Source organism: Streptomyces sp. NPDC102258 (assembly GCF_055584685.1).
Map to the genome: position 1 here is coordinate 1 of NZ_JBVJLO010000037.1, position 25,965 is coordinate 25,965.

The 25,965-nt window shown below is 66.9% G+C and carries 17 protein-coding genes and 2 pseudogenes; 7 read left to right on the forward strand and 12 right to left on the reverse strand.

Annotated features, from left to right (window positions below):
- The first annotated feature begins 154 nt into the window (after positions 1-154).
- Positions 155-736, forward strand: coding sequence for an SMI1/KNR4 family protein (locus ACZ6ZT_RS33640; protein WP_469724160.1), 582 nt, complete (start codon positions 155-157; stop codon positions 734-736).
- A gap of 30 nt (positions 737-766) precedes the next feature.
- Here the strand turns inward: ACZ6ZT_RS33640 and ACZ6ZT_RS33645 are convergent.
- The 4 genes and pseudogenes from ACZ6ZT_RS33645 to ACZ6ZT_RS33660 form a co-directional block, all read right to left on the reverse strand.
- Positions 767-1,045, reverse strand: a pseudogene (locus ACZ6ZT_RS33645) (transposase); the annotation flags it as partial.
- 617 nt (positions 1,046-1,662) lie between these two features.
- Positions 1,663-2,163: a hypothetical protein gene (locus tag ACZ6ZT_RS33650; protein WP_469724161.1), complete on the reverse strand. Its 501-nt coding sequence runs from the start codon at positions 2,161-2,163 to the stop codon at positions 1,663-1,665.
- A gap of 296 nt (positions 2,164-2,459) precedes the next feature.
- Positions 2,460-3,137, reverse strand: a complete 678-nt coding sequence (locus ACZ6ZT_RS33655) for a hypothetical protein (protein WP_469724163.1) — start codon at positions 3,135-3,137, stop codon at positions 2,460-2,462.
- 94 nt (positions 3,138-3,231) lie between these two features.
- Positions 3,232-6,276, reverse strand: coding sequence for a DNRLRE domain-containing protein (locus tag ACZ6ZT_RS33660; RefSeq protein ID WP_469724164.1), 3,045 nt, complete (start codon positions 6,274-6,276; stop codon positions 3,232-3,234).
- A gap of 567 nt (positions 6,277-6,843) precedes the next feature.
- Between ACZ6ZT_RS33660 and ACZ6ZT_RS33665 the strand changes: the two genes are divergently transcribed.
- Positions 6,844-13,674, forward strand: a complete 6,831-nt coding sequence (locus ACZ6ZT_RS33665) for a ricin-type beta-trefoil lectin domain protein (RefSeq protein WP_469724166.1) — start codon at positions 6,844-6,846, stop codon at positions 13,672-13,674.
- Between the two features lie 130 nt (positions 13,675-13,804).
- The gene (locus tag ACZ6ZT_RS33670) at positions 13,805-14,299 is read left to right on the forward strand and encodes a DUF6924 domain-containing protein (protein ID WP_469724167.1); all 495 of its coding nucleotides are present in this window, start codon (positions 13,805-13,807) and stop codon (positions 14,297-14,299) included.
- A gap of 344 nt (positions 14,300-14,643) precedes the next feature.
- On the opposite strand, the gene ACZ6ZT_RS33675 is transcribed toward ACZ6ZT_RS33670, so the two are convergent.
- The 3 genes from ACZ6ZT_RS33675 to mobF form a co-directional block, all read right to left on the reverse strand.
- A protein-coding gene (locus ACZ6ZT_RS33675) for an IS5 family transposase (RefSeq protein WP_469724182.1) occupies positions 14,644-15,443 on the reverse strand; the annotation gives its coding sequence in 2 pieces (ribosomal slippage) (positions 14,644-15,095 and positions 15,095-15,443; 801 coding nt in all).
- 504 nt (positions 15,444-15,947) lie between these two features.
- Positions 15,948-16,274 (reverse strand): hypothetical protein, encoded by a 327-nt coding sequence (locus ACZ6ZT_RS33680; RefSeq protein ID WP_469724169.1) that lies wholly within the window; start codon positions 16,272-16,274, stop codon positions 15,948-15,950.
- Complete coding sequence (mobF, locus tag ACZ6ZT_RS33685; RefSeq protein ID WP_469724183.1) at positions 16,271-18,022, reverse strand: MobF family relaxase; 1,752 nt, start codon at positions 18,020-18,022, stop codon at positions 16,271-16,273. Before mobF ends, ACZ6ZT_RS33680 begins: the two co-directional genes overlap by 4 nt.
- Before the next feature lie 219 nt (positions 18,023-18,241).
- Here mobF and ACZ6ZT_RS33690 point away from each other — a divergent pair, with 219 nt between their 5' ends.
- Entirely contained in the window at positions 18,242-18,439 is a 198-nt protein-coding gene (locus ACZ6ZT_RS33690) for a hypothetical protein (RefSeq protein ID WP_469724171.1), read from the forward strand.
- 508 nt (positions 18,440-18,947) lie between these two features.
- Here the strand turns inward: ACZ6ZT_RS33690 and ACZ6ZT_RS33695 are convergent.
- From ACZ6ZT_RS33695 to ACZ6ZT_RS33715, 5 genes are all read right to left on the reverse strand, one after another.
- Positions 18,948-19,409: a hypothetical protein gene (locus ACZ6ZT_RS33695; protein ID WP_469724172.1), complete on the reverse strand. Its 462-nt coding sequence runs from the start codon at positions 19,407-19,409 to the stop codon at positions 18,948-18,950.
- 112 nt (positions 19,410-19,521) lie between these two features.
- Positions 19,522-20,502: a hypothetical protein gene (locus ACZ6ZT_RS33700; RefSeq protein WP_469724174.1), complete on the reverse strand. Its 981-nt coding sequence runs from the start codon at positions 20,500-20,502 to the stop codon at positions 19,522-19,524.
- A 6-nt stretch (positions 20,503-20,508) separates the two neighbouring features.
- Positions 20,509-22,800, reverse strand: a complete 2,292-nt coding sequence (locus ACZ6ZT_RS33705; protein ID WP_469724176.1) for a hypothetical protein — start codon at positions 22,798-22,800, stop codon at positions 20,509-20,511.
- Between the two features lie 10 nt (positions 22,801-22,810).
- Positions 22,811-23,248, reverse strand: a complete 438-nt coding sequence (locus tag ACZ6ZT_RS33710; protein WP_469724177.1) for a hypothetical protein — start codon at positions 23,246-23,248, stop codon at positions 22,811-22,813.
- Positions 23,249-23,417: 169 nt separating this feature from the next.
- Complete coding sequence (locus ACZ6ZT_RS33715; protein WP_469724178.1) at positions 23,418-24,116, reverse strand: hypothetical protein; 699 nt, start codon at positions 24,114-24,116, stop codon at positions 23,418-23,420.
- A gap of 180 nt (positions 24,117-24,296) precedes the next feature.
- On the opposite strand from ACZ6ZT_RS33715, the pseudogene ACZ6ZT_RS33720 reads away from it, so the two are divergent.
- The 3 genes and pseudogenes from ACZ6ZT_RS33720 to ACZ6ZT_RS33730 all read left to right on the forward strand — a co-directional run.
- A pseudogene (locus tag ACZ6ZT_RS33720) lies at positions 24,297-24,740 on the forward strand (transposase); the annotation flags it as partial.
- Positions 24,741-24,806: 66 nt separating this feature from the next.
- Positions 24,807-25,106 carry a hypothetical protein gene (locus tag ACZ6ZT_RS33725; protein WP_469724179.1) on the forward strand — a complete coding sequence of 100 codons (300 nt, stop codon included), beginning with the start codon at positions 24,807-24,809 and terminating at the stop codon, positions 25,104-25,106.
- A 657-nt stretch (positions 25,107-25,763) separates the two neighbouring features.
- Positions 25,764-25,916 carry a hypothetical protein gene (locus tag ACZ6ZT_RS33730; protein ID WP_469724181.1) on the forward strand — a complete coding sequence of 51 codons (153 nt, stop codon included), beginning with the start codon at positions 25,764-25,766 and terminating at the stop codon, positions 25,914-25,916.
- Positions 25,917-25,965: the final 49 nt, after the last annotated feature.

The window sequence follows — 25,965 nt, forward strand, 5'->3', positions numbered from 1 at the left end:
GATCGAGACTCCCGTTCGACACACACCCCTCAAGATCGGAACGACAACAGCTACTGAAGCCTTTGGGGTGCTCTGCCTGTGAGCGGCGGTCCATCCTGAGAGCGGGGGGATCTGGCCGAACTGCTTGTCGGAGCGATCTGGCACGCTGCTCGCCATGATTGATGACGACTTCATCGGCACTCAGGCACCGGTCCGCAGGATTCTTGATCCTGACGAGGCGATCGCCACGTTGGAGGGTGCTGTTCCTGGGCTCGTAGATCACCGAAGGCCCGGGCCCGCGGGGCTTGACTGGAGCGTCATCGAGGACGGCCTCGGCGTCACCTTGCCTGCCGACTTCAAGTGCCTGGCCGAGCGATATCCTGCGTTCACGCTCGATGACTTCCTCTGCGTCAGCCTTCCCGACCCGGGCAGGGAGATCTATCGCTTTCGGGCCATGCGGGATGATCGGGACTGGTGGGACTCTGAGGATGCCGCCGACCTGCGCCTCCCTTATCCGGCGCCCGGCGGCTTGCTGCCCTGGGGTGAGTCGTATGAGGGCGACCGGTTCTTGTGGAGCTCCATCGAGCTCAGCCCGCAGCAGTGGCAAGTCACCGTCGCGTCTCAAAACGGAGGCTGGTGGCACTACGAAGGTGGAGTAGTGCAGTTCCTGGCCGAGCTCTGTGACGGAACGCTGGAACCTTGGGCCCTGCCCCGGGTCAGCCCGAAGGTCACCGGTAACCTGACTGCCTGCTCATAGCATGGGTGAGAACCGCTCGGGGGGCTTGCGGGTCTTGGTGATGCGGCGGGTCATGAGTGTGATGGCGGCCCAGGTGATGAGGGTTTCGGAGTGCTGGATGAGCCGTTCGTAGTCGCGTACGTGTCTGCGGGCCCGCATCATCCAGGACCAGGTTCATTCCACCACCCAGCGGCGGGGCAGGATGACGAAGCCTGAGGAGTCCTTGGGTCTGCTGACGGTCTTGATCATCAGGCCCAGGTATTTCTTTGCCCAGGTCACGAGCTTTCCTGCGTAGGCGGAGTCTGCCCAGACGATGGTGATCTCGGGGTGCATGAAGAAAACCGTGCCCATCAAACACACCGCCAGCGGCTACGGGTACAGCCTCACGACCCCGCCGCGCGCCCGACAGTCGAACACCACCAGTCCCGCCTCGTGGCCGGGCTCGACAGGTTCAGGGCTCCTCGGAGCCTGGGGTGTCCGGGGGTTCCTCGCGCGGGTCATCGTGCCGGCGCCGGGCAGCGATGTCCCGAAGATAGGCGGCACCGATCTCCCTCAGACGTTCCTCGGCTTCCATGGACCCCTCGATCGCCCCCATAACCAGCTCACACCCCCGACACCCGGCCGGACACGGACAAGCCTCGGAGTCATCATCCCGCCCGCTCCCGCACCCGGCCAAAACCGACCTGCATCCGGCCTGAACCCGCCACACGCACGGCCGGAAACCACACCCACCGCAGCACCAGGGCCTCCGCCTCCCCGGATACCGCAGAACCCGTCCGCCCGTCCGCCACCCCGGCACAGCCAGCACGGGGGGTACGCGCTGCTCGCGGCAAGAACGATCACAAAGGGCAGGGTGGCTTCTCGGGATCCGTAACATGAGCGGGGGCTCCCGGCGCTGTCACTGCCGGGAGCCCCCGTGTGCTCCTACGGTTGCCCGGTGCCCTGGTTCACCGCTTCTCCCTCTGAGCGAGCCGTGTGCGCGGGCTGGCCGCCGTGCTCAGAGATTTGTCGTCGTTGCGTTTGAGGTACGGCGTCTTGCCGTGGGATGTGTCCAGCCAGAGGCGGTGCGTGGGGTCGGTGCCTTTGAGCCGGGGGTTGGCAAAGACGTGCGGAACCTTCGTGTCGGGATTGACGGTGACGTCCACCCACTCCAGGCACCAGGCCGGCTCCGAACCGGAGGGCTCCAGGCGGAGATAGACCGGGTAGTGGTCCAGGTCATCGGTGTCCAGCGGGGGTGTCGTGGGGTCGTTGTACCGCGCGTCAGCGACATTGAAGTCCGGCCCCAGCACGTAGGTGTACCGCTCGCCCTGCTGGTGCGTGGTGTCCTGGCCCTGCTTCCTGAGGACGAACTCCCGCCCGGCGATGCCGAGGTAGACGTTGCCCTCCGCGGAGGCATGCGGTTCGTCCGCGGTGTACAAGAACGCCTTGATCTGCGTGATGTCTGCCATGCTTCTGTTCCTGTTCCGTGTTCCTGCGGACACGCGTGGCCCGTTGCGAGGTCAGGCGAACCAAGCCCATTCCCGATTCCGGCCGCAGTCGCCGGAGGTTGCCGCGAGGGTAGCTACCTCCTGCTCAGCAGAAAGGGGCCTTGTTCGCTTCGCACCCATTGGCGCTCGGCGGGCCCTGCGCAGAGTGCTATCCGCCTCAGCAAGGACGCTCTACCAAGGTCGCCCGCATCATCGTGCCGGTTTTCCTGGAGCAGGGTGAAGGTCTCGACAGCGCACGCCCGGCCGCCGGGCTCGCGTCAGCTGAGCTTCTTGACCTGTGCGGCCACAATCGCGGCGGGCTTTTCGGGCGTGCCGGTCGTGCTGAGCGCGGTGAAGGTCGCGGTCACCATGCCCTTGCGGACCATGACGACCTCGACCGTGGACTTCTGGCCGCTCCGCTCCTGTTCCGCGGTGAACGCAACGCTTTCGTCCCCCTGGCCGCTCGTGCCGGGCACGATCTTGGTGATCTTCACCGATCCCGCGTCATCGATGGCGCTGAACCCGCCAGCGCACGACTGGCCGCCCGTCTTGACGTCGGCGAGGACGTCGGCCGCCTTCGTGCCGTACCAGGAGTGCAGCGACACCTTCGTGACGGTCGCCCCCTGTGCGGCCTGCGTGTGGACCTGGCCACCGGTGCCGGTCATGGCGCCGCCGAGAAGCACGGTGGCCACGTCGAGGCATCCCGGTTTGTCGGCGGAGACGACCGCGCCCTGGTACGCCTCCGAGATCGTGTACCCGGGCAGGTCCTGCGGGGTCAGGGAGGCGGCGGCGAGCTGCTCCTCGGTCGGGGGCTTGGTCGGCTGTGCGACAGCCGTGGCCGTCGGCGAGGGCGCGGCGCCGCCGGCCGCGGCCCGGTCGTCGTTCATGCCACAGGAAGTGGCGAGCAGGACGGCGCACACGGCGGCGAGCATCTGGGGGAGGGGTTGGTGGCGCATGGGTGTTCTCCGGATAGGGGGGCGAGCAGCGGGGAACGCCCGGCCGGAAGGTTTTCCCGGCCGGGCGTTCCCTGTACAGGGTCGATCGGGTTGGTCAGCCGATGGTGCGGGCGGTGTTCCAGTCGTCTTCTTCGACGCGCCAGCCGTTGGCGATGGTGGTGCGGCCTCCGTAGTAGAGGTGGAGAGTGCCGTCGTTGCGGGTCAGGTACATGTCCGGGATGCCGTCGTTGTTGACGTCGGGGGTGCCGCGGACGAGGGGCCAGGTGGTGCTGTCCCAGCCGGTGGTGCCGTAGGTGAGGTCCTTGCCGTCGGCGGAGTTGACGGCGAGGGCGAGGGAGTTGATGTCGGCGCCTCCGTTGGTGCCGGGCTTGCCGCGGCGCAGGGCCAGGCCCCGGTTGGGGTCGGCGTCGTCGCGGAAGAGGAGGTCGGGGATGCCGTCGCCGCTGACGTCGCGCACGTCGATGATGTCGCGTTTGGTCCAGCTGGTGGCGGAGAGCTGGCGGGCCTCGGTGATGGAGGCGCCGCTGTAGCCGGTGAGGATCCAGAAGGTGTCGCCGGCGGTGGCGAAGATGTCCTCGGCGTGGTCGCCGTTCATGTCGGGGACGACGACGATCTGGGTGAGGGTGGCCGGGTCGGGTGCGCCGGCGGGGAGGAGGATTTCGGTGCGGCGGCTGATGTCGAAGCGGCCGTTGCCGTCGCCCTGGTAGACGTAGAGCTTGCCGTCGGGCATACGGGCGATGAGGTCGGTGATGCCGTCGCCGGGGTACCAGTCCGTGGAGTGCGCGACGAGCGCGGTTTTGCCGCTGGCGTCCTTCCAGTAGCCGGAGGGGGCGGGTTTGCCGTTGTCGGTGGCGGCGGGCATCCAGGCGTCGACGTCGCCGGTGGCGTCGGCGGGGTAGACGCGCAGGTCTCCGGCTGCGTCGATGGCGAGGAGGTCGGCCTTGCCGTCGCCGGTGACGTCGCCGGGGCCGTCGAGGCCGGGGCGGGGGCGGACGTAGAAGGTGTAGATGAGCGGGTCGGAGAGGTTGCCGGCCTTGTTGACGATGCGGACGTAGAAGAGGTTCGGTCCGGCGTTGTCGGGGTTGACGTCGACGGTGACGGTGTCCTGCCCGGGGGCGGGGACGGCTTTCTGGTCGTAGACGGGGTGGTTGAGCGACCACTGGAACTCGCGGATGTCGGCCGGGTTGGTGCCGCCCGCGATGACGGTGATCTTGCCGGGGCCCAGGGTGTTCTTGCTCCACTCGGCGCCGTCGGTGCCGGGGGCGGGGAAGTCGTCTGAGCGGATGGTGGGTTTGGTGGGCTGGGTGTGGTCGACGGTGAACGTGCACGGTTTGTCGGTGCCGGAGGGGCCTTCCGGGGAGCGGGCGCCGTCGTAGTCGATGGTGACCGCTGCCCAGGAGTAGGTGTCGTTCGGGGTGAACAGCTCCCATTTGAGCGTGGTGCGGGCGACTCCGTAGCTGTCGGGGTTGACCTCTTGGTCGAAGAGGACCTTGCCGTCGCGCACGCGCCAGATCCGCATCTGGATGGCGCGCAGGTTGCCGTCGCCGTCGCGGCCCTGGACCTCGAACATGACGTCGGACTTGCCTACCTTGGTGAACGGTGCGTCGGTGACGCACAGCCCGCCGGGAACGGTGTCCATGCCGGCGAGGGTGGGCTCGTCGGGGGCCTTGTTGTATTCGACCTCGATGTAGGGGGCGCTCTCGCCGTTGGCCTGGAACTTCTTCCAGAAGTTCGCGTCGCTCTCGTTCGGGGAACGCAGGCCCAGGGTCAGGTTCTGCCAGGCGCCGCGGGCGCCTTCCTCGATGGTGGGCTTGATGTCGATGCCGACCCACGCGTCGGGGCAGGATTCGCTCTTGTAGCCGTGGCCGGTGGATGCGCCGGCGATTCGCTTGCCCCAGAACGTTCCGTTGTTCGTGTTGTTCCAGGTGCTGGAGCTGTTGATGAGCGGGGTGTGGTAGACGTCGAAGGCTCGCGGGTCACAGCCCCAGGAGTATGTCTGTAGCAGGCGCAGGTTCGCGGAGCGGATCTGGGAGCCGTAGAGCTGGCTGCCGAAGTCGAAGATGAACGCGGCGCGGGAGGTGCCGCCGGTGGTCGACTCGTACCCGACGCGTGCCTCGGGGGTGCCGGAGCCGCTGTTGTAGTTCTGCCCGTTCCAGAAGCTGGAGCCGCCCTCGGTCTTGTAGAGGGTCGTCCAGTTCTGCTTGTGTCCCTTGAAGGAAGGGTCGATGAAGACGGGGTAGAGGGTGTCCGCGTCGTTCAGCAGCTGCGTGTTCGGGGTCACCCGCAGCACGTTCTCCGCCGACAGGGCGGCACCGGCGGCCTTCGCGTGATTGCCCTCGGCGCCGTTGAGCCCGGGCAGTGCGAGGGTGGGGTGGGCGTTTGCCTCGGGTGCCGGCTTTGCCTGCGGCTCGCCCTCGGTGACGGCGACCTTGCCTGACGAGTCCCACATGAAGGGGGTCGGGGATCCGGCGATCTCCTGCCCCTGCGCGTCCTGGGCGCTGACCGCCTTGGACGCCTCGTCGAGGTGGAAGGTCAGGTCCGGGGAGGAGAGCCGGTAGTCGAGCTGGGTGAGCAGCGGGTCGGCGGCCGCCTGCTTGTCCTTGACCACCAGGACGTGTGCGTAGCCCCCGTCCTGCGCGGTCATGACCAGGTCGATGCCGGGACGGACATTCTCGTACAGGGCCCGCGGCCCGGAGATCACCGGTTCGGGCAGGGGCCCCGGCCAGGACACGACCAGGTCGTGGCCGTCGGTATTGAGCCGTACGAGCTCACTCCACACCGGAGCCGGCCCGTCTGCTTGCACCACGGCAGGGCGGCCCAGAGACACACGCGAAACCCCGCGCGAAGCCCGCTCACCACCCCCGCCACCACCAGCCTGCGCCTTCGACCCCGCGCTGAACACCACACGCCCGTTGACGGCCTTCGGCGCGAAACCGCCGTCCACCCGCTCCAGCGTCGTATCGATCGGCTTCCACACCTGCCCGACCTTCGCCCGCGTCGCCAGACTCGACACCCGCAGCTTGAACGTGCCGCCCGGCTGCGCCCAGGTAGAGGTGTGCGCGGACGCCTCAGCGGTGACTTCGACTTCCTTGCCGGCCTTGGCCGCCTCCCGCCGCGCCTCGGCCGCGGTGACGGGCACACCGGGATCCCATGCGGGCTTGGCATCCGCACGTGGTGAGCCGTCACTCCCCGGCAGGCTCAGCCCGACGGGCACCGCTACGGCAAGGGCCAGCAGCGCGGCGACCCAGCCCTGGTTCCGGCGGCGCTGGAACCAGCGGCGCGGATTGTCTTCAGATGGGACCGGATTTCCAGCCAGAGTTGTTGGTGACTTCTCACCCGAGGATTCGTCTTCGGACACGACAATTTCTCCCCCCTCGGGTGCGCGGTATTCGCAGCCCCTGGGTGTTAGCAGGTAATGGCCCGGTGGCCGGGCAGCACGAAGGACCGGCTCCCCGACCGGTGTTCGCGCACAAAATGTGCGAGCTGAGCATGCCGCATCACGTGGCCCAGGTCACCTGCGGTAACTCCCCCCAGGCGGCCGTTTTGCGTGGAATATTACGATCTATGCACTCCGTAAGTGACATATTCCACACCCGATGGCGGAGTATGGCTTTTCATCACCTTCAAGCCGCAGAATCAGCGAACTATCTGTCAGTTCCCTGCCATACGTGTGTCTTCACCGTGGGCAGAGCGTGGGGGGTTTCACATGTCGCCGTTCTCGGCGCATCATTTCCGCCTGCCCGGAAACAAGAGAGCCCGCGCTAAACGCGCGCGCCTCGCCGGGCGTACCGGCATCACCGTCTCGGTGGCGCTGATCGCAACACTCCTGCCCATCCAGGCCTGGGCGGCGCCTCCGGGCGGCCGGGACGGCGTCCAGCTGCCCGGCCTTCAGCAGGATATGAAGGCCAAACTGGACAAGGTCGAGGCCGCCAAACTGGAGGGATGGGCGGGATCCCCCGTTCAGTCCCCGCCGGAGTACGAGCCGTCGAAGACGACGCCGCCGGCCGGAGGCACAGCCAGCGTCGCGCTCTCGGGCGACCAGCTGGTCCAGGCGGGCACGCTCCCGGTCAGCATCGGCAAGGCTTCGCCGACCGAGGCCAACCCGACCCCGCCGGCTCCCTCCGGCACCTGGTCGGTCGCCGTCGAAACCCGCACCGCCACCGAGGCCGCCAACGTCGACGGCGCCCTCATCAAGGTCACCCCGCCCGCCGAAGGCTCAACTCCGGTCGATGTCCAGCTGGACTACAAGAAGTTCAAGGACCTCTACGGCACCGAGTGGGCCACCCGTCTGCAACTCAAGCAGCTTCCGGCCTGCTTCCTGGACACCCCGCAGCTCCCCGAGTGCTCCGTCGCGCAGGACGTCCCGAGCGTCAACGACCCCGCCACCGGCACAGTCCGCGCCACCGTCGACCCGGCCACCGCGCCGAGCCAGGGCATGCGCACCATGACCGGCGGCAGCGGCGGACCCACGGTCCTGGCAGCTTCCGACGGAGCCGCCGGTGCCGGCGGTACATACACGGCCACTTCCCTGTCCCCGTCCGGTTCCTGGACTGCAGGGAGGGGCGGCGGCGGCTTCTCATGGTCATATCCCCTAACGGTGCCTCCACAACCCGCCGGCCCGGCGCCGAAGATCGCCTTCAGCTATTCCTCCCAAGCTGTTGATGGCAAGACGTCTGTGGCGAACGGTCAGGCCTCGTGGGTGGGCGATGGCTGGGGTTATGAACCCGGCTTCATTGAGCGTCGGTACCGCTCGTGCGCCAGCGACCTCAAGACGAGCCCTGCCACGCCGAACAACGCAAACACCACGGACAAGAAGAAGAGCGACCTCTGTTGGGCTGGCGATAACGTCGTCATGTCCCTGGGTGGATCCACGACGGAGCTCGTTCACGACGCCACGACCGGGCAGTGGGTCCCCGCCTCCGACGACGGCTCGAGAATCGAGCACAAGACCGATCCGACGGTCGCGAACGGGGCAAAGGACGGTGAATACTGGATCGTCACAACGCGGGATGGAACCCGATATTTCTTCGGCCGGCATGACGTCGACGGTGCGGGAGCCCGCCCTGTCACCAACTCTGTTCTCACCGTCCCGGTCTTCGGCAACCACCCGGGCGAGCCCTGCTACCAGGCTTCCTACGCCGCTTCGTCCTGCGATCAGGGCTGGCGCTGGAACCTCGACTACGTTGAGGACGTCCGCGGTAACGCGATGATCATCGACTGGGCCAAGGAGACCAACCGCTACGCCAAGAACACCAAATCCAAGGAAGCGGTTTCTTACGTCCGCGCCGGCTACCCGACGCAGATCACCTACGGTCTGCGCAGCGACAACCTTTCCGGCACCCCGGCTGCCAAGGTCGAGTTCACGGTCGCCGAACGCTGCATCAAGGAAGGCACCACTCAGTGCTCGGATGCCGAGTTCGAGGGCAACAACTACGGTGACAAGCAGCCCTGGTGGGACACCCCCTCCACACTCCACTGCAAGGCGACCGCCAAGGACTGCTACGTCTCTTCGCCAACCTTCTGGACTCGCAAGCGGCTGACCGCCGTCACCACTTACGCCCAGCGCACCGAGGGCTCCACCGCTCTGTCGCTGGTGGACCGCTGGAGCCTGGCCCAGTCCTTCCCTCGCCAGCGCACCGACACCCACCCGCCGCTGTGGCTGGAGTCCATCACTCGCACTGGTTACGGCACCGCTAGGGATAGCGCCGGAAACCAGGAAGCCAGCACGCTTCCCCCGGTCTCCTTCATCGCCAACGTCCAGGACATGCCCAACCGCGTCGCGACCGGGCCGAACGACGCCACCCCCGACTTCGACCGCCTGCGCGTGGAGACCATCCGCACCGAAACAGGTGGCGAAATCGCAGTCGGCTACTCCGCGCCCTGCCCCGTCGGCGGCGCGCACCCAAAGCCTGAGGAGAACACCACCCGCTGCTATCCGGTGCACTGGTCGCCCGACGGCGAGCTGGAGAAGCCCCCACTGGAGTGGTTCAACAAGTACGTCGTCGACAAGGTCACCGAAAAGGACCGCGTCTCCCGCCAGCCCGACGTCACCACCTCCTACACCTACGAAGGCGACGCGGCCTGGGCCAAGGCCAGCGACGAGTTCTCCAAGCCCGAGCTGCGCACCTACAGCCAATGGCGCGGCTACGCCAATGTCCTCGTGACCAAGGGCGTCACCATCAACACCGGCAAGCCCGACGCCACGGAGCAGTCGCAGACTCGGACCCGCTACTTCCGCGGAATGTCCGGTGACGCCGGTCGGGCCAAGATCATGGTCAAGGACTCCACCGGCGCAGAGGACCTTGGCGAGGACCTTCCCAATTACCAAGGGATCACTGCCGAGACGATCACTTACACAAAAGCGGGCGGCACTGTAGCCTCTCGCTCCCTCAGCTGGCCATGGAGCCAGCTGACGGCCACCCGGCCCCGTGACGGCACCACGCCGCTGAACGCCTACCGGTCGGGCCTCTCACGCTCCGACTCAATCGAGACGATCAGCGGCGGCGCGACCCGGACCCTTCGCACCCGGACGGCCTTCGAGCCCACGTACGGACTCACCCAGACCGTCCAGTCGGAAGCCATCAGCCCGAACGGCACCGGCGGGTGGCAAACCACCCACCAGACATGCGCCACGACGAGCTACGTCCACAACACCGACAAGCACCTGATCGGTCTGCCGGCGCGAGCCCGCACCACCTCCGGCGACTGCTCGCAGGCAACCACCGGAGCCCTGCTCTCCGACAGCCGCACGGCCTACGACGCGCTCGGCGCCTTCGGCGCCGCCCCCACCAAGGGGCTCATCTACCAGGTCGACACCAACGACGCGGCCGGCACCGGCTGGATCACAAGCGCCCGTACCGAGTACGACGCCCTCGGCCGCTCCATCAAGGTGTACGACGCCGCCGGCAACACGGTCACCACCTCGTACAGCCCCGCCAGCGGCCCCGCGTTCGCCGTGTCCAACACCAACGCGCTCGGCCACACGGTCACGACCAAGAGTGATCCGGGCCGTGGCACTCCGTTGGAGGACATCGACGCCAACGGACGGAAGGTCACGACCACCTACGACGGCCTGGGCCGGTCGACCGCCGTGTGGACCACGTCGCAGAGGCCCGGCACAGACAAGCCTGCCTTTACCTTCTCCTACCAGATCGCGGAGCACGAGCCACCGGTCGTCACGAGCGGCACCCTCCAGGACGACGGCACCTACAGCCAGGCCATCACCATCTACGACGGCCTGCTCCGCCCGCGCCAGAGCCAGGGCGAGGCCCTGGGCGGCGGCCGCCTCATCACGGACACGCTCTACAGCGCGAACGGTTCGGTTCGCCACACCAACAACGGCTACTACGCCGAGGGCGCCCCGACGAAGAAGATTTTCGTCCCGGAGACCGTCTTCCAGGTACCAAACTCCACCGAGACGGCCTACGACGGCCTCGACCGTGCCGTCCGCTCCACGACCCTCTACGCGGAGGTGCCACAGTTCTCCTCGACCGTCGAGTACGGGGGCGACTACACGGTCGGCCGCTCGGCCATGTCTGTCGACGGCACGACCCCCCTCAAGGGCAGCCAGGCCACGAAGACCTGGACCGACCCGATGGGGCGGACTTCTGCGATCGAGCAGGCCACCTCAACGGACCTCACCACCTGGAACAGGACCTCGTACGGTTATGACGCCCGCAATAAGCTGACGTCGCTCACAGACACCGCCGGCAACAAGTGGTCCTACACGTACGACGTCCGCGGCCGTATGACATCCTCGGACGACCCGGATACCGGACGCTCGGAATACGGCTTCAATGATCTCGATCAACAGATCTGGTCCAAGGATTCCAGCGGCCGCACCCACTTCACAACCTTCGACGCCCTCGGCCGGACAACTGAGGTTCGGGACAACGCAACCAACGGGCCTATCGTCGCCTCGTGGACCTTCGACTCCCTGCTCGGCGCGAAGAGCAAGCTTGTATCCTCCACGCGCTACGAGGGCGGGGCGACGTACAAGACCGAGGTCACCGGCTACGACGCCGAGTACCGGCCGACCGGATCGAAGATCACGATCCCGGACGTCCCCGCGACGAAGGGTCTGGCAGGCACCTACGCCTCCATGACCACCTACACCCCGACCGGCAAGGTCCAGTCAGTCACCACACCGGCAACGCCGGGCGGCCTGGCCGCCGAGAAGCTGGTCACCCGCTATGACGCCGACGGCATGCCCCGTAGCCTTTCGGGCCTGGCCTGGTACACCGCCGACGTCAAGTACAGCCCGTACGGCAACGTCCTGCGGACCGCGTCCGGCAATGCCCCCAGCCGGGTCTGGACCACCACGCAGTACAACCCGAACAGCGGGCAGGTCACCAACCAGGTCAGTGACCGCGAGACCGGCCCGAACCGGATCAGCGATGTCTCCTACGCCTACGACCCCGCAGGCAACATCACTTCCGTTACCGACACCCAGCCCGGCGGCCGGGAGGACCGCCAGTGCTACGCGTACGACCCCATGGGGCAGCTCACCAAGGCCTGGACCGGCAAGACGGCGGCCTGCACCGGCCCCAGCCTGGCCGACGTCACCCTGGGGCCGGACGGTGACGGCTTCTGGCAGGAATACCAGTTCGACGCCATCGGCAACCGCACCAAGCTGATCAACCGCGACCTGACCAACGGGGCGTTGGACGACGAGACCACCTACACGTACGGCATCACGCTCGCCGGCGGCGCCCAGCCGCCGGTCAAGACCCAGCCACATGCCCTGTCCAAGGCCGAGAAGACCACCCGCAACCCGGGCTCCACGGTCACCTCGCTCTCCACGTACACCTACGACGCCTCCGGCAACACCACCAGCCGGCGCATCGACGGCGACACCCAGACCCTGAACTGGGACCGCCGCAACACGCTCACCTCCGCCACCAGCCCCGGCATCGGCGCCGCCTCCGTCATCGGAGCTGCCGGCAAGTGCCTGGACGTCGAATACGGCGGGACGGCAGACGGCACGCCCGTCCAGATCTACCCCTGCAACGAGACGAGGGCACAGCAGTGGCGCCTGACCGACAACACGGTCCGCGCCCTTGGCAAGTGCCTCACCACCAGCGGCAGCAAGCTGGTCCTGGCCACCTGTGACGGCAGCGACAAGCAGAAGTTCGTCTACCGCGCCGGCGACAAGTCGCTGAACAACCCGGCGACCAACCAGTGCGTCGACGTCCCCAACAGCGCCGCCGCCGGCAGCGACCTCCAGCTGTGGTCCTGCAACTCCACCGGACCTCAGCAGTTCACCTTCGACAACACCACCACCTACGTCTACGACGCCGATGGCAACCGCCTCATCGAGGAGACCGGCAGCAGCCGCACCCTTTACCTGGGTAACACCGAGGTCACCGTCAACAAGGCCGGCCAGGCCATCGACGCCGTCCGCTACTACAGCGGCCCCGGCGCCACCACCGTCCGCCGCACCAGCGGAAAGGCCGACAACCACCAGCTGACCGTCCAGCTCGCCGACCACCACGGCACCGCCACCACGACAGTCGAGCTCACGGCCGGCCAGAACATCACCCGCCGCAAGTCCGACCCGTACGGCAACCCCCGCGGCACCCAGCCCGCCAACTGGCCCGGCAACCGAGGGTTCCTCGGCAGCGGGATCGACGATAGCAACACCGGCCTCACGCACATCGGCGCGCGCGAATACGAATCCACCACAGGACGATTCATATCAGTCGACCCGATCATCGACAGGGCCGACCCGCTTCAGATGAACGGGTATACCTATTCCAACGGTAACCCTGTCGGCAATTCAGATCCGAGCGGCCTCGCGCTTGAAGAATGCGCCAGTGGCATGTACACATGCAGGAACGGCGGTACTCGGCCGGTTGGCGACGGGAACAGATATGAGCAAATCGTCAAAGAAAATAAGGCCTCGGAACGATGGCAGGGACAGAACCGTCGCAATAACGCCCTACTGCTTGGTAAGACGAATTATGCGGTGATCCAAACTCCTGCGCGAAGCAATCTGGCAGCTGGTCTGCGACTCATTACATCCATCCTCACCCCAAAGCCGATCATAATAAACTGGGAAAAGGTCTTCCCTAGGCCCCAGCAAGCCACCAGGGAAGAATGGGATGACTCTATTGCGGCATGCCAGGTCACAACAGGATTGGGGGCTCTCGATTGCATGAAGCTCCCCGTTTTCATAGTCGACGGCAAACATACACCAAAGATCGCCATCAACAACAAGTCGGCAATTGACAGCGGAAAGCCGAATGTACTGCATCGCAGAATGGGCGAAGCAAACAAGAACGCCAACCGGACACTCTCCGGCTGCGACCGCTGGAAGGCACAGGGGGGTTCACAGAGTTGCGATGAATACCCATTTGCCAGCAGTCGAGAAGGAGGGTTGGGCGCGCAGATCATGGGTGTCCCCGGGTGGGAACAGAGTCGACAAGGCGGGACCTTGAACGGCTTCTACACCCGCGAGAAAATCAAGGATGGCGACGCCTTTCTTGTGGTAGTCGTCAATGTCCGCAAAGAGAATGGGGTTTACGTCAGCAGCTAAAAATAATACCCACCCAAATAACCCAGCCCGGCATAGCGTCAAGTGGCCCGCCACTCTAGAATCACTGGTAGAGTGGCGGGCCAGCCGGGCACTACGCAGATCTTAGCCTCTACCATAGGGAGTAGCACAGATGAGAACGCTTCCAGTGATTTCCGACTACGACGAGTTCGGCGCCTTGATCATCAGGACCGACTATGCGGACGAAGAGGCATGGGGGCGCGTATCTAGCGAACTGAATCAGCCATGGGGTGAATCTGCCGAGTACGATGCCGTCTTCCACTCCATCGACAACCTTGATTGGGCACACGCAACCATCGACGAGATTGTCGATCTGGTTTCGACCGATGAAGAGATCGGAGTGGTATTCATCGCCGATCGAACCACAATGCATTCAAGCCTTCACCCACTGTTGGCAGTGAGGGTCCGAGCACCTTATTGGGCTATGGAGGGAGACCCTGAGGTTGAAGAATACGTTCGAGAATTCCGCCTGACTCCACCAGCAGTACACGAAGTTTACACAAACCTGCGCGTTGGCACCATGGATTTCGAAGAGTTTGCGGAAATGGCCCAAGAGAATCCGGAGGGCATTCATCGCCCAATTGTCGGCCCCGATCACGTCGGATGACAATTCATACTTCTGGAGCTCTGGCGTTCCTCGACGCGGAAGCCAGAGAATCCCAGGCTGGGATGACATCTACGCGGCGCCGGTATGTGTGAGCGTCGGCCTTCGGAAAACCGCCGCCGTCATCTTCGTCTGCGCCATTTTCCGCCTATGCCCCTCCATCAAGCCCGTGAGCAAGTGGGGGCATACAGTGGCGGCTCGCGGGCCGGGCAGCACCTCGTCCGCTCGCTGGCGCCTCTTCCGTGATGACCGTTTGCCCTGGAACAGGGCAAACGGTCATCGACTTCATCGGCACAGGCGGCAGCCGGTGTAGAAGCCGGATAGGGCAGGACCTCTAAGACTTCATCTCATTTGGTGAGTCTGCGGTAGCAGATGAGGGTGCAGGCGATGCTGGTGAAGGCGAGGAAGTGGTCGGCCTTGCGTTCGTAGCGGCGATGGAGGCGGCGGCAGCCGGCGAGCCAGGCCATCGTCCGTTCGATGGTCCAGCGGTGACGGCCCAGACGCTGGGATGACTCGATGCCCTTGCGGGCGATGCGGTGGGCGATGCCACGTCCGCGTAACCATCGCCGCAGGTGAGCGTAGTCGTAGCCTTTGTCCGCGTGGAGCTTGCCGGGCCTGCGTCGCCTACGCCCGCGGCGCGAGCGGATCGGCGGTATGCCCCCGACGAGGGGCTCCAGGGCCTGGCTGTCGTGCAGGTTTGCGCCCGAAATCCCGACGGACAGGGGCAGACCGGTCCGCTCGGTGATCAAGTGGATCTTCGATCCGAACTTGCCGCGATCGACAGGATTCGGACCTGTCAGGTCCCCCTTTTCAGGGCCCGCATGTTCACCAAGTCGATCGCGCAGCGAGACCAGTCCAGCTCGCCGCGGGAGCCGAGCTCGTCGAGGACCAGGCGGTGGAGCTTGGCCCACACCCTGGCCTTCGACCACTCGGAGAACCGCCGGTGAGCCGTTGCCCCGGACGGCCCGAACGATGCTGCAGGCAGTTGCTGCCACGTGCAGCCCGACGTGGCCACGAACACGATCGCCGCCAGCACCTCCCGGTCACCGTGACGGCGCCGTCCACCGCCCTGAGGCCGCGACGGCGCCTCCGGCACCACCCGCTGAAACAGGTCCCACAACTCATCCGGCACCAGCCGCTCAACAATCCCCGCCACGAACGACAGCCTACCCAAGCGCCCAAATGAGATGACCTCTAAAGCCACCTGGGAAAGAACGTTTTTCCTTCTGGATTTGGACGTGCCAAACAAGACATGTCCCTTCTGGCCCCACCCCCGCATGCCGGAGGCAGGACATTGCTGGTGTGTCGCGCCGCCCTCTTTCCTACGCGGGTAGACGGCCCATCAGCAACACGCCCAACCGGGGCGGTTCGTTTTTATCCGCCGCTAACGGACGTGCTCCACGCCACGGTTGTACGCGCACGCGTAAGAACCCTGCGGGGGAGTTGTGGAAAGCTGCGACCGTGGACCCCTTCGTCACCGACCCCGCCCCCCCGTTCGCCGTGGGCTCCCGCCCACGACCAGCATGAGCGCCCTGAGGATCGGCCACACCACCCCTTTGACCTGCGACTTCAAGTTGGCGGAGGCTCACTCGATGGGCTCCACTCAGCGTCGGCATCGGGCGGTCCACTCGGTGGACGATGCCCGGCGTCGTCACCACAGCCAGGCGTTCGAGTGCCGCATCCGGGACAGGGCGCGGGCGTCGCGGCGGGCGGCGGCGCTGCCGATGCGGTTCTGCCGGGGCCGAGGCCGGCGCGCCTGGGCGCCGTAGAACCGGCGGACACCGGCCGCCTTGAGCAGCTTGCGCTGCTTGGCCAGCTCCTCCTTCTTCGCCTTGATGGACTTCGGCTTCCGGGGCCGCTTCCAGATCGCCTGCCAGTCCATCTGCGGCGCGCACGCCTCGGCGCGCTTTTGGGCGGCCGCCTTCAGCCGGGCGGCGACGGCTTGGATCCTCGGGTCCGCGGGCGGCGTGGTGGTCATGCGATTCCTCCGGTGGGTGTGGTCCGGTCCGGCGCGGGCTGGACAGGCTGCTGGGCGCTCGGCGGCGGGGCCGCCGCGGGCTTGGGAGAGGGACGGCGAGCGGCGGCTCGTTCCCGAATCCCGGCCTCAAGGCGGGCGGCCATCTCGGCAACTGCGGCCTCCAGCGTCCGACTGGTCAGCTCCATCGCGGCGACGTCCGTCGTCGGCTCCAGGTCCCGGCCGGTGTGTATCCTCCGCCCGGGGCGGGGATTCAGGGTGGTCGGCACAGTGACGGTGCGCGGCCGGGGCCGGGAGTTGAGGCGGTCGGCGCGGCGTAACGCGCGGATGCGGGCGGTCAGCGCTCCGGCGGCGAGACGGGCCCGCTCGTACGGTGCGGCGGAGCGCTTGCGGGTCAGCGCGCGCAGCACGGCCTGGTCCTCGGTGTCGTGCGGGTACAGGGCGCGCAGGTCGGCGGTCAGCATCCGCCGGCTGGCCGGGCGGGTGTAGCCGTCGATGGCCGCCTGGGTTATCTCCTCGTCCAGGCCGGGCCGGTGAGGGCGGCCGCGCAGGACGTAGGCGAGGTGACGGCGGGCTTCGGCGAGGAGGTGGTGGTGCTTGAAGGCGCCGCGCAGTACGTACACCGCGGCGGCGACGTTGACGGCCGCCAGCGCTATGTCGAGGACCGGGCGGACCCGCGCCCATACTGCCGCGGCCGCAGTGCGGGCGCGCTCCGCCAGCCGGTCGACGACGTCGGCTCCGTACGCCCGGGTCGCCGAGTCCCGCCATGCGGTGCGCAGCTGGGAGAGCGAGCGCAGTTCCTTGCGCTTAGGTGAGCGGGTCCGGTCGGCGGCCTGGCAGGCCAGCCCGTAGGCGGCCCGCTCCCCCGGCGGATGCCCCTGCCGCTCCTCGTACTTGGCGGTGAGGACGGGGAGGGCGTCCTCGATCTGCTGGCGGCGGGTGGACTGCCATCCGATGAGCCGCTGGTCGATCCCGGCGATCTCCATAACCGGGCGGCGGCCGGGCGTCACCTCGCGCGGTTCCCACGCCCACCCGAGCCGGGCGGAGACCTCTTCCATGAAGTGGAGGGTGTAGAGGGTGTCGGCCGCGACGATGTTGGCCAGCATCGAGTCGGCCGACAGGTTGCCCCATGTCCCTGCTGCGTCCGGGCGCCGGGCGCGGATCGAGATGACCGCGTGGTCGTGCAGGAGCGGCTTCGACTCGGCCGCCCGGGACTCGTAGTGCCGGAACACCACGACGATCAGCCCGTCCCGGATCGGCTTGCGCTGCTTGCCGCCGCTCTTCCAGCGAATCTGTGCGACCGCGTCCTCGAGCCACGCCAGCGTCTTGTCCCGGGCGATGTCCTGGCACAGCTCCAGCACCCGGCGCGTCTCGTCGTCCCCAAGCGCCCACGCGATGTGCACGGTCGACGAGGCCCGGAAGACCAGGTCCATCGCCAGCCAGGGCGTCCGCTCTTTCGCCCTCTCGGTCTCGGGCGACTGGTTGTGCTCGATCGGGCGGCCCAACACCGTTGCCCGCCGTGCCCTCGCCGGGGTGTCACCCGCCTCCAGGCGCTCGTGCTCGATCCGGTCGGCGCCCGGGTGCCGGCCTTCCCCCAGGAGGAGTTCGGCTTGCCGCTCGGTCACCACGTCCCCGGCGGTGAGGCCGATCGCAGTCAAGCCCCGGCCCCTCCAGATGCCGGGTGGGACACCGGCCTCGTCCTGGGCGACGCGCAGCGGCGTACCGGCCGGGCGCTGGCCGTCGCCGACCATCACACCGCGGAAGAGATAGCGCCACCCGCTCCCCGGGCCGACCTTCGCTTCGCTGATCACCGAGCCATGGAACCCCGCCCGTGACCTGCGAGAAAGACGATCCGGCCCTCGTCCCGCCGGGCGGGAAGCCATCACCAATTCTTTGCTCCCGGCGCCCGTCAGGCGGGTCGCCAGGGCAGCCCGAGACGGTAGCCCGTGCACGGGTGCACAGTCCGCCGTATGACCGACAAAGTGATCTACGCAGACTCCTGCCCGCTGTGCCTTCAGCCGCTCTGCCCCGAGTTCGGCCGCTCCCGCGAGTCAGGCCAACAGGACGGCCCGGCCCGCGTCTGGTTCACGGGATACCGCTGCGACGGCTGCGAGGCCACCCGGCCTCAGCAGTTTTGGGCCGCGATGCGCGACCGCTACGAGAACTGACACAGACCGTGCGAATGCTGCGCCCCGGCCACCGGAGCCCCGCCCACGCCGGAATCCCACTCCAACCCAATCGAGCGTCATCGAACGCTCACCAGCGAACGACAGCCCCAACTAGCCGACATCGCTGAGCAGACCACGTCACTGACGCCCTTCAACACGAACAGCCACCCCCACCCACGCCCCCGGCCACCGGCCGGGGGCTTCGTGCTTTCTGGAGGAGTTCACCGTGCCTACGTACGAGGCCCTGCCCCGTTTCACCGCCGACCTGGACCGCCTCACCCCAGAGCAGGGCCGCCGCTTCCGCCACGCCGTCGCGGCCTTCGTCGAGGACCTGCGCACCGGGCGCTTCCGCCCCGGCCTACGGGAAGCGCGCGGGTTCACTGAATCCTGGAGCTGGAACGGACGGAACCCGCACGCCGACCCCTGGTTCGACGAGGGGGCGTACGGGTTCCAGGTAGAAGGAATCATGGTGATCGGCGCTGTAGACCAGGCCTCGCAGCAACTCCCCTCACGACAGATCGGTACGTCCCAGCCATGCCGGTTTCACCGGCACGCCATCCTCGTCGCGCTCCACCGCCACCGACGGCGACGGCGACGGTGGAGGTGGCGGTGGTGGTGGCGGGAACTCCGGCGTCGTGGCCGGCAGCGCCTCAGCCCCGACTGGCTCATCGCTGACCCATTCCGCTGGTGCAGGGCGGTCCGTATCGTCCAAGAGTTCGGCAGCGGAGAAGCGGGTAGCGTGGGATTGCCACGCGCCGTCGACAACCAGCAGAAATCCATCACCGTCGCGGAAGAGGCGGCGACGCTTGGGGCTCCTGGGGTGCTCCGGCGTGTAGGCGCGCGCCCGTCTCTCCAGCTCCGCCAGAGCCACCTCGCGCCCACCCTCCACGTGCGCCATCACGTAGGCCTCGGTGTGTTTACGCTCCCCCAAGCCGACCGTTGTCTCCAGGATCAGTCCCCACGTCGCCATGGCCCTCTCCCTTCCCTATTTCCATCGAGCAGAAGCAGAGCGGCAAATAATGCGTTTCTGCTGGCCTTCCTCGTCAGCGGTCCGCCAGGTTCCCCGGTCTCCTACGCCGTGGTCACGGTGTGGGGCAGCCGAATTTGACCCTTGCCTCCTTGGTGAAGGCGTTGAACAGGTCGCTCGGGGCGGATGCGCCGGTTCCGAGGGATTCGGTATACCGGGGGCCAGGCTCCATGGCGAAGTAGGTGGCCTTGCCGGCGCAGTCGGACAAGATGTGGGTGGCATCGAATCCGTGCCCGGTGAATCCCTGGGACTTACGGATGCCCTCGATGACGGCCGGGTCCCGGGTCACCGAGAAAGTGGCGTAGGCCGCCTTCCCACCCCCGGCGGTAGCCGTGCCGCAGGACCAGCTGACGTCGGATACCTGAACGGTCTCCATACGGACTCCCGGCACGGTGAAACCAGGCAGGCCACAGACACCGCTGGCCACGGCCGGGCGCTGGCGCATCACCGGAGCGATGCGAGCCGGGGCCGCCAGCGGGGCGGGCGGAGTGCAGCCAGCGCGGTCGCTGACCCGGTTAGCTGTGCCGGTCAGCAGCCCTACCAGCTTCGCGGCGCCCGCGCTGTCCGGTGCGTATGCCTCGACCAGACCCGCCTGGCGGTCCGTACAGGCCGCCGGGAGAAGGACCCAGGCCCGGCCGGAGGCAGCGCCGCCGCCCGGGAAGAACGACACCGCCGAGGCGTCGGGCCAGCGACCGCCGGTAAAGGCAAAGTCGCCGCGCTCGCTGGTTCCCTGGATGTGAAGACTTAGCTTGTCGGAGCCCGGCAGCGCCACCGCCTTACGCTGGATGACACAGTCGAACTGGATCTTTCCATCGTCGGCGCCGGACCGCGGGCCAGGGCGGTCAGAAATCCTGCCGGCGCCCGTGAGTACGGCCTCGGCAGACTCCGCAGTCACCACGCCCCCGCAGAGGGACGAGTCTCCGAACGCGTTGGTGTTCAGCCACAGATGCAGACCGCCCACGGCGGCCACCGCGGTGACGGCGGCGGCGAGCGTCTTGCGGGGGAACTTGGCTGCCCGCTGCGGGGTGGTGGTCATCGCGTTCTACTTCCTCGTGCGGAGCGCGGAGTACGCGTCCTCGCGGCCGGTGATGTAACTCTGCTTGGCCTCGCCCCTGGCGTGTTCGTGCGCCACGGACCCATTGGCGCCCTGCCCGGTCGCGAAGGAGTCGATCAGGGAGTTCGTCGCGCCCACTCCCGCTGCGGCGTCCGTGCTCTCCTTTTTGAGTGCCATGGCCTCGTGCTCCGCCGCGACGTCTTTGGACCATTCGTAGGTGGCGGCGTCGATCATTCGCTGTGCCGGATCGCCGATGACCGGGAACTGGGTGATGAGGCCACCGAAGCCGTGATAGCCGTACCGGGCGGCGTCGTTCATATTGCCGATCTTCGTGTCGCGGTCGTCGAGGGTGATATCTGAGCCGATGGCGTTCATGGCTCCGAAGACCTCGCCGACGTGGCGGGCGCGGTTGTCCCAGTCGCCGACGACGTTGCCCGCCTCGCCCTGTCCGGCGGGCTTGGCGTGGGTGAGGTAGTCGGCGGAGTATCGGCGTTCCGATTCGTACATCACGTCGTAGGCGGTGATGGGCTGGCCGGTGGGGCCCGTTCCGACCTCGCCGTCGGCGACGCCGCGCATGACGCGGAGCAGGCTGTGCTTGCCGCTGGTGATGCTGGACTCGTCGCCGTGTGCGGTGATGCCGTCTTGGCCGACGGGGCTGCCGGGCGAGGTGCCGCTGAGGATGGAGTGGGTGTCGGCGGTGTAGTCGACCAGGGCGCGGCCCAGGGGCGCCTTGAGGTTGTCGGCGATGGTGTCGCCCTTGCCGTCGGCGTCCAGGATGGAGATGGTCTGCTGCATGACCCGCGCCTCGGCCCCGGAGTGGTGGCCGTAGTTCGCCGCGGCCACACCCGGTTCGCGGCCCGTGGTGGAGGCTTCCAGTGCCAGGCCGAGACCGGTTCGGGCGTCCTTCCCCTCGGACTCGAGGTCCCTGTTGGTCTCGAAGTTGCCCTGCCACACGGGGGTGTCGTCGAACTTCCAGTCCCGGTCCTTCAGCAGGTACTGGAGGTTGTCGTTCTTGCCGTCGGGGCCGGGGTCGAAGTAGGAGGTGGAGGCTTCCGGGTTCTTCGACATGACGCCCAGGACTCCATCAAGGGGATCGTTGGCGAACCAGCCCTTGTTGTTCCCGCCGAAATCACCGTTGAGGTCCCAGATGTTCGGGTCACCCCCCTGCTTCTTGTCCTCGGCCTTGCGGATGTCCGAGGCCACGTCGTGCAGGAACGGGGTGGAGTAGCCGTCCCCATTCTGCATCAGGGTGACCAGGCTCTGGTAGCCGCGGACCTTCTGGCCGTGGTCCCTGCTGATGGCATTGGGGGAGTCACCGATCTGCTTGAGGTCGTAGCTCTCCAGCCCAGCCTTGTTCAGCTGCGTGCGGAAGTTCTTGTAGAAGTCGGACTTCGGGTCCTGCATCGCGTTCGACAGCGAGTTGGCCAGGCCCTTCTGCAGGTCCAGGTAGCGCTGCTTGTTGCCCTTGTCGTCACCGTACGCGTGATCGTTGAGCTTGTTGGTGAACTTGAGTGTGTTCTCCGCGCCCATCCCGTTCAGGAAGGTCTGGGTGAACTCCGGCCGCGAGGAATTGTCGCGGAAGGAACGATTCAGCTCCGCGTAATCAGCGTCCGAGACCTTCCCGCTGCTGTTGATACGGGTGGCGATGTCCTCGGCGTTGCGGGCTTCGTAGACTTCGATGTCACCCTGGGCGCCGGCGTTGAATCCGTTGAGGGTTTCGTCGTTGCCCTTGCCGAGGGCGTCCTTGTTGCTGTCGACGACCACGGCTTCGAGGGCGATCTTCACACCCTGGTCAGCCTCGGAGACGGCCTTTACACAGTCGTTGATGTGCTGCTGCCACTTGGCGACCGCAGTGCGGATGCTGGTCTCACCATCCGGGTCATGATGGATCGCGCTACGTTCCTGCGGGGTGAGCTTGGCGTAGTCATAAGCGACGTTCCCTTGCTCCGAGACCGTCATGCCGGCTTTGATCGCATCGTCCCGCCCGCTCTCGACTCTCTTCTTGAGCTCGGTGAACTGGCTGTGCGCATCGCGCAGGAGGCTGGCGACGGCCTTGGCCTGGATCTGCGCCGCGGAGTACTCGTAGCGGGTGGCCGCGAAGCTCGTATGAGCGACCCCGACGCTGATACCGGTCCAGCTCTGACCCATGGTGATCTTCTGGACGCTGTCGCCGTAGCGGGTTTCGACCTTTTTCAGCTCACCGGCCATGGAATCCCACTTGTCGGCGGCCGTCGTCAGCAGGCCCAGGTCCGTGGTCATCACTTCGTAGTACGTCAGCATCTGTTTCCCCCTAGAGCCCCTTGAGCTTCGACTGACCGATCGGCCGGAACTGGTCACCCAGGCCGATGTCGTTGCGTACAAACAGTCCGGAGGCGCCGCGCAGAGCGCTCTTCTCGGACCCGAGGCGGCCCATCAGGACCTTGACCTGGTTGTCCCAGGTATCCACGACCTTCTTCAGGCCCGGTGCGGTGTCCCAGCCCTCGAAGCCTTTCACGGCGGTGTTGGTCGCCTCGTCCGCATGCTCCGTGGCCGTCTTGGTGTTCGGTTGCAGCTCAGTCTCGATCGTGTTCGCCGCCGCCGTCTTCTCCGCCGGTGTGGACCCGAACGTCCCCGCTCCCCCAGGTGCCAGTGGCCCTGCGGGAGCGCCCGTGCCGTTCAACCTCATGTCCACATGCTGACCCACCGCGCCGGGCGCCTGACCCCACTCACGATCGAAATCCCCCGACATGTCATGCCCTCCCCTTCGCCCGTTGCCTTGATCATAAGCAGGGCCAAAACATCTGCCAGAGCAATCAGTCCTCTGCCACGTTCAAGTACGACGGACGCCGCCGACTGACATCCGTTGCACAGGGGACGTTCACTTCGCCTGGTCCCTGGGAGGCTGAGCGGCGCGCCGGCTACCGGGGCAGCTTGGTCGTGCGCTCAGGGTGGGCGACGGTGACGTAGTGCATGGCGGTCTTCTCCTTGATGCCGAAGAGCCTCATCAGCCTGAGAGGGTCGGCGGTTTCGGCTGCCTCGTTGAGGATGCGGTCCTGGCGCAGGCGGGCCAGGGTCAGCCCTTGGGGCACGTCGTCGCGAAGCAGGGTCTTGCTGACGGCGGGGTGGTCGGGGTCGAGCGCTGATCTCTGGCTGACGATCAGGCGGGGGTTGGTCGAGGCGGGCCAGCGGCGGTGGCGGTAGTCCAGCCAGTCGGCGGTGATCCGATGGGTGAGTTCCTCCAGGTAGAGGGTGTGCCGTAGGAGGCCGCGACGGATGACGAGGGTGCCGTGTGCGAGGTTCAGGTCGCGGGCCAGGATCGTGCGGAGTTCGTGGACGGGCACGGCGTGAACGGCGGTCAAAACGATGATGAGGCGCCCGACCGGCGTCTTCGTCTGCTGCAAAGCGCTGGCCAGCAGGTCGCTGGGGACCGGCTTCGGGATCCCTGTCGGGTTCCCGACGGGCAGGTGCTGGGCGGGGTCGCGGAAGACCACCCTTTCGCGCTTCAACGCCTTGAACAGGCTGCGCAGGGCGACGGCGAGCTGCCTGCGGGCACGCCCGGAACGGCCGTCCACGGCCGCCTCGATGTGGTGCCGAGTGACCTCTCGAAGCGAGAGCACACCTGCTCAGCCCAAGCGGTGAGCACAGGCTGGAGAGAGGCTAGATAGGGGCGGATCCCTGCGTAGCCGCGGACCTCGCCATGGTGGCGGCCCCGGCTCCGTATCACTTTCACCCACTGTCCTACCTCGTCGGCGAGAAGCTCCGGCAGCGCGGCGAGGGTGGTCTCGATCCACGTCAGGTCCCTGGCCGCCGTCCTTGACCAGCGCAAACTACTGGCCGGACGGATCGAGGAACTCCTGGAGGTCCTGACCTCGATGCCGGGAATCGGCGTCAGGACCGGAGCCCGCATCCTGATCGAGGTCGGTGACGGCAGCATCTTCCCGACCGCCGGCCACTTTGCCGCCTACGCCGGACTCGCCCCCGCGACCCGCAGTTCCGGGTCCTCGATCCGCGGCGAACAACCCTCCCGCCGAGGAAACAAGCAGCTCAAACGGGCCTTCTTCCTCTCCGCGTTCGCCGCCCTGGGCGACCCGGCATCACGCGCCTACTACGACAAACAGATCAGCCAGGGCAAGCACCACACCCAGGCCCTGCTCTGCCTCGCCAGACGCCGGGCCGACGTCCTCTTCGCCATGCTCCGCGACGGAACTTTCTACGAGTGCCGTCTCACCGCGGCGACTTGAGACCTTCTTGTCCTGCGGCCAGGCGCGTGATCAGCTTCGGAGATGGGGGCCGTGGAATCCGAGCACATGAAACTCATCCACCGCTGGCTCACCGGCGAGGTGGTCAACAACACCGTCGGCATCAAGACGACCGGCGGCCCCTTCAACGGGCGGACCAAGATCGTCCAGCTCGATCAGGACGGGCTTCCACCCGCACGCCTTCGTGCTCGCGGTGGCCTGCGAGTGGCACCCGGAAACCCTGCTGCCTGGCACATCTACATAGCCGTCCCGGCCCCCAATGCTGCCGTCGGCTGGACCTACGGATACGCCGGAGCCGGCTCGGCTGACTCTCCCGCCGAGGGCCCCTCAGGCGCCCACACGGCTTGACCAAAGAGATAGGGACGCCCCCCCGGAAGCCTCGACTCCGCCCCGTTCGCATGGATCGCCAGCCTCAGCAGCAACACCGGCCAGATCGCGCGGCCAGCTACATACACCAAACACCCAAGCCACGCACTCGACGACATCAGCGACTGATCCCAGCAACCGCGCACAGTCACCAGGTGCGTCACCGCCCACGCCGGCACCACAGCCCCACCACCTCGACCGTGATCACCTCGGCCGGCGGACCCCCCAGCGGGCAGAGCCGCAGCCAGATCTCAGGTGCGCGGGGAGCTAAAGCAGGCCACCCGAGCTCCCGCACACGTGTCCGAATACGCGTGGCCTGGCCACGTTAACCGTGGGTAAGGTGATCACCGCGCAGGTGCCAGCCTCAACTGGGTTGCATCCTCGCGTGTATCAGTGGCGGCCGGGGGGCCAGTGCCGCTATGGGGGACCGATTCGTTGTACGGCTGCGCCGATCGCCGGTGAGCGCCGGTTCGATTTGCTGCCTTCCGGGGCTCAGGTCCAGCGCGCCGATTCGGGCACCCCCTCGCGCCTTCTCTTCCCGCTTTCGCCTTCAGTTCGTCATGAAGGAGGGAAATCGTGCGCTTGAAATGTGGCGTTTTCTCCAGAAGATCACGTAGATCCCGGCTTTTCACCCCTGCCGTGACATCCGTCGTCGCGATCGCGGTCCTGGGCGGACTGGCCATCCAGCCGGCCGTGCTCGACCGGAATGCGGCGTTGCGTGCCGATCCGGCGGCGGACTCGCACGACTGGCTTTACGACACTGCCGCGGAGCAGTGGCGCCAGGATCAGTGAGCGTTTTCAGCGTTGCCTCTCCAGAGTGAGGACAGCCTTGGTGATGACG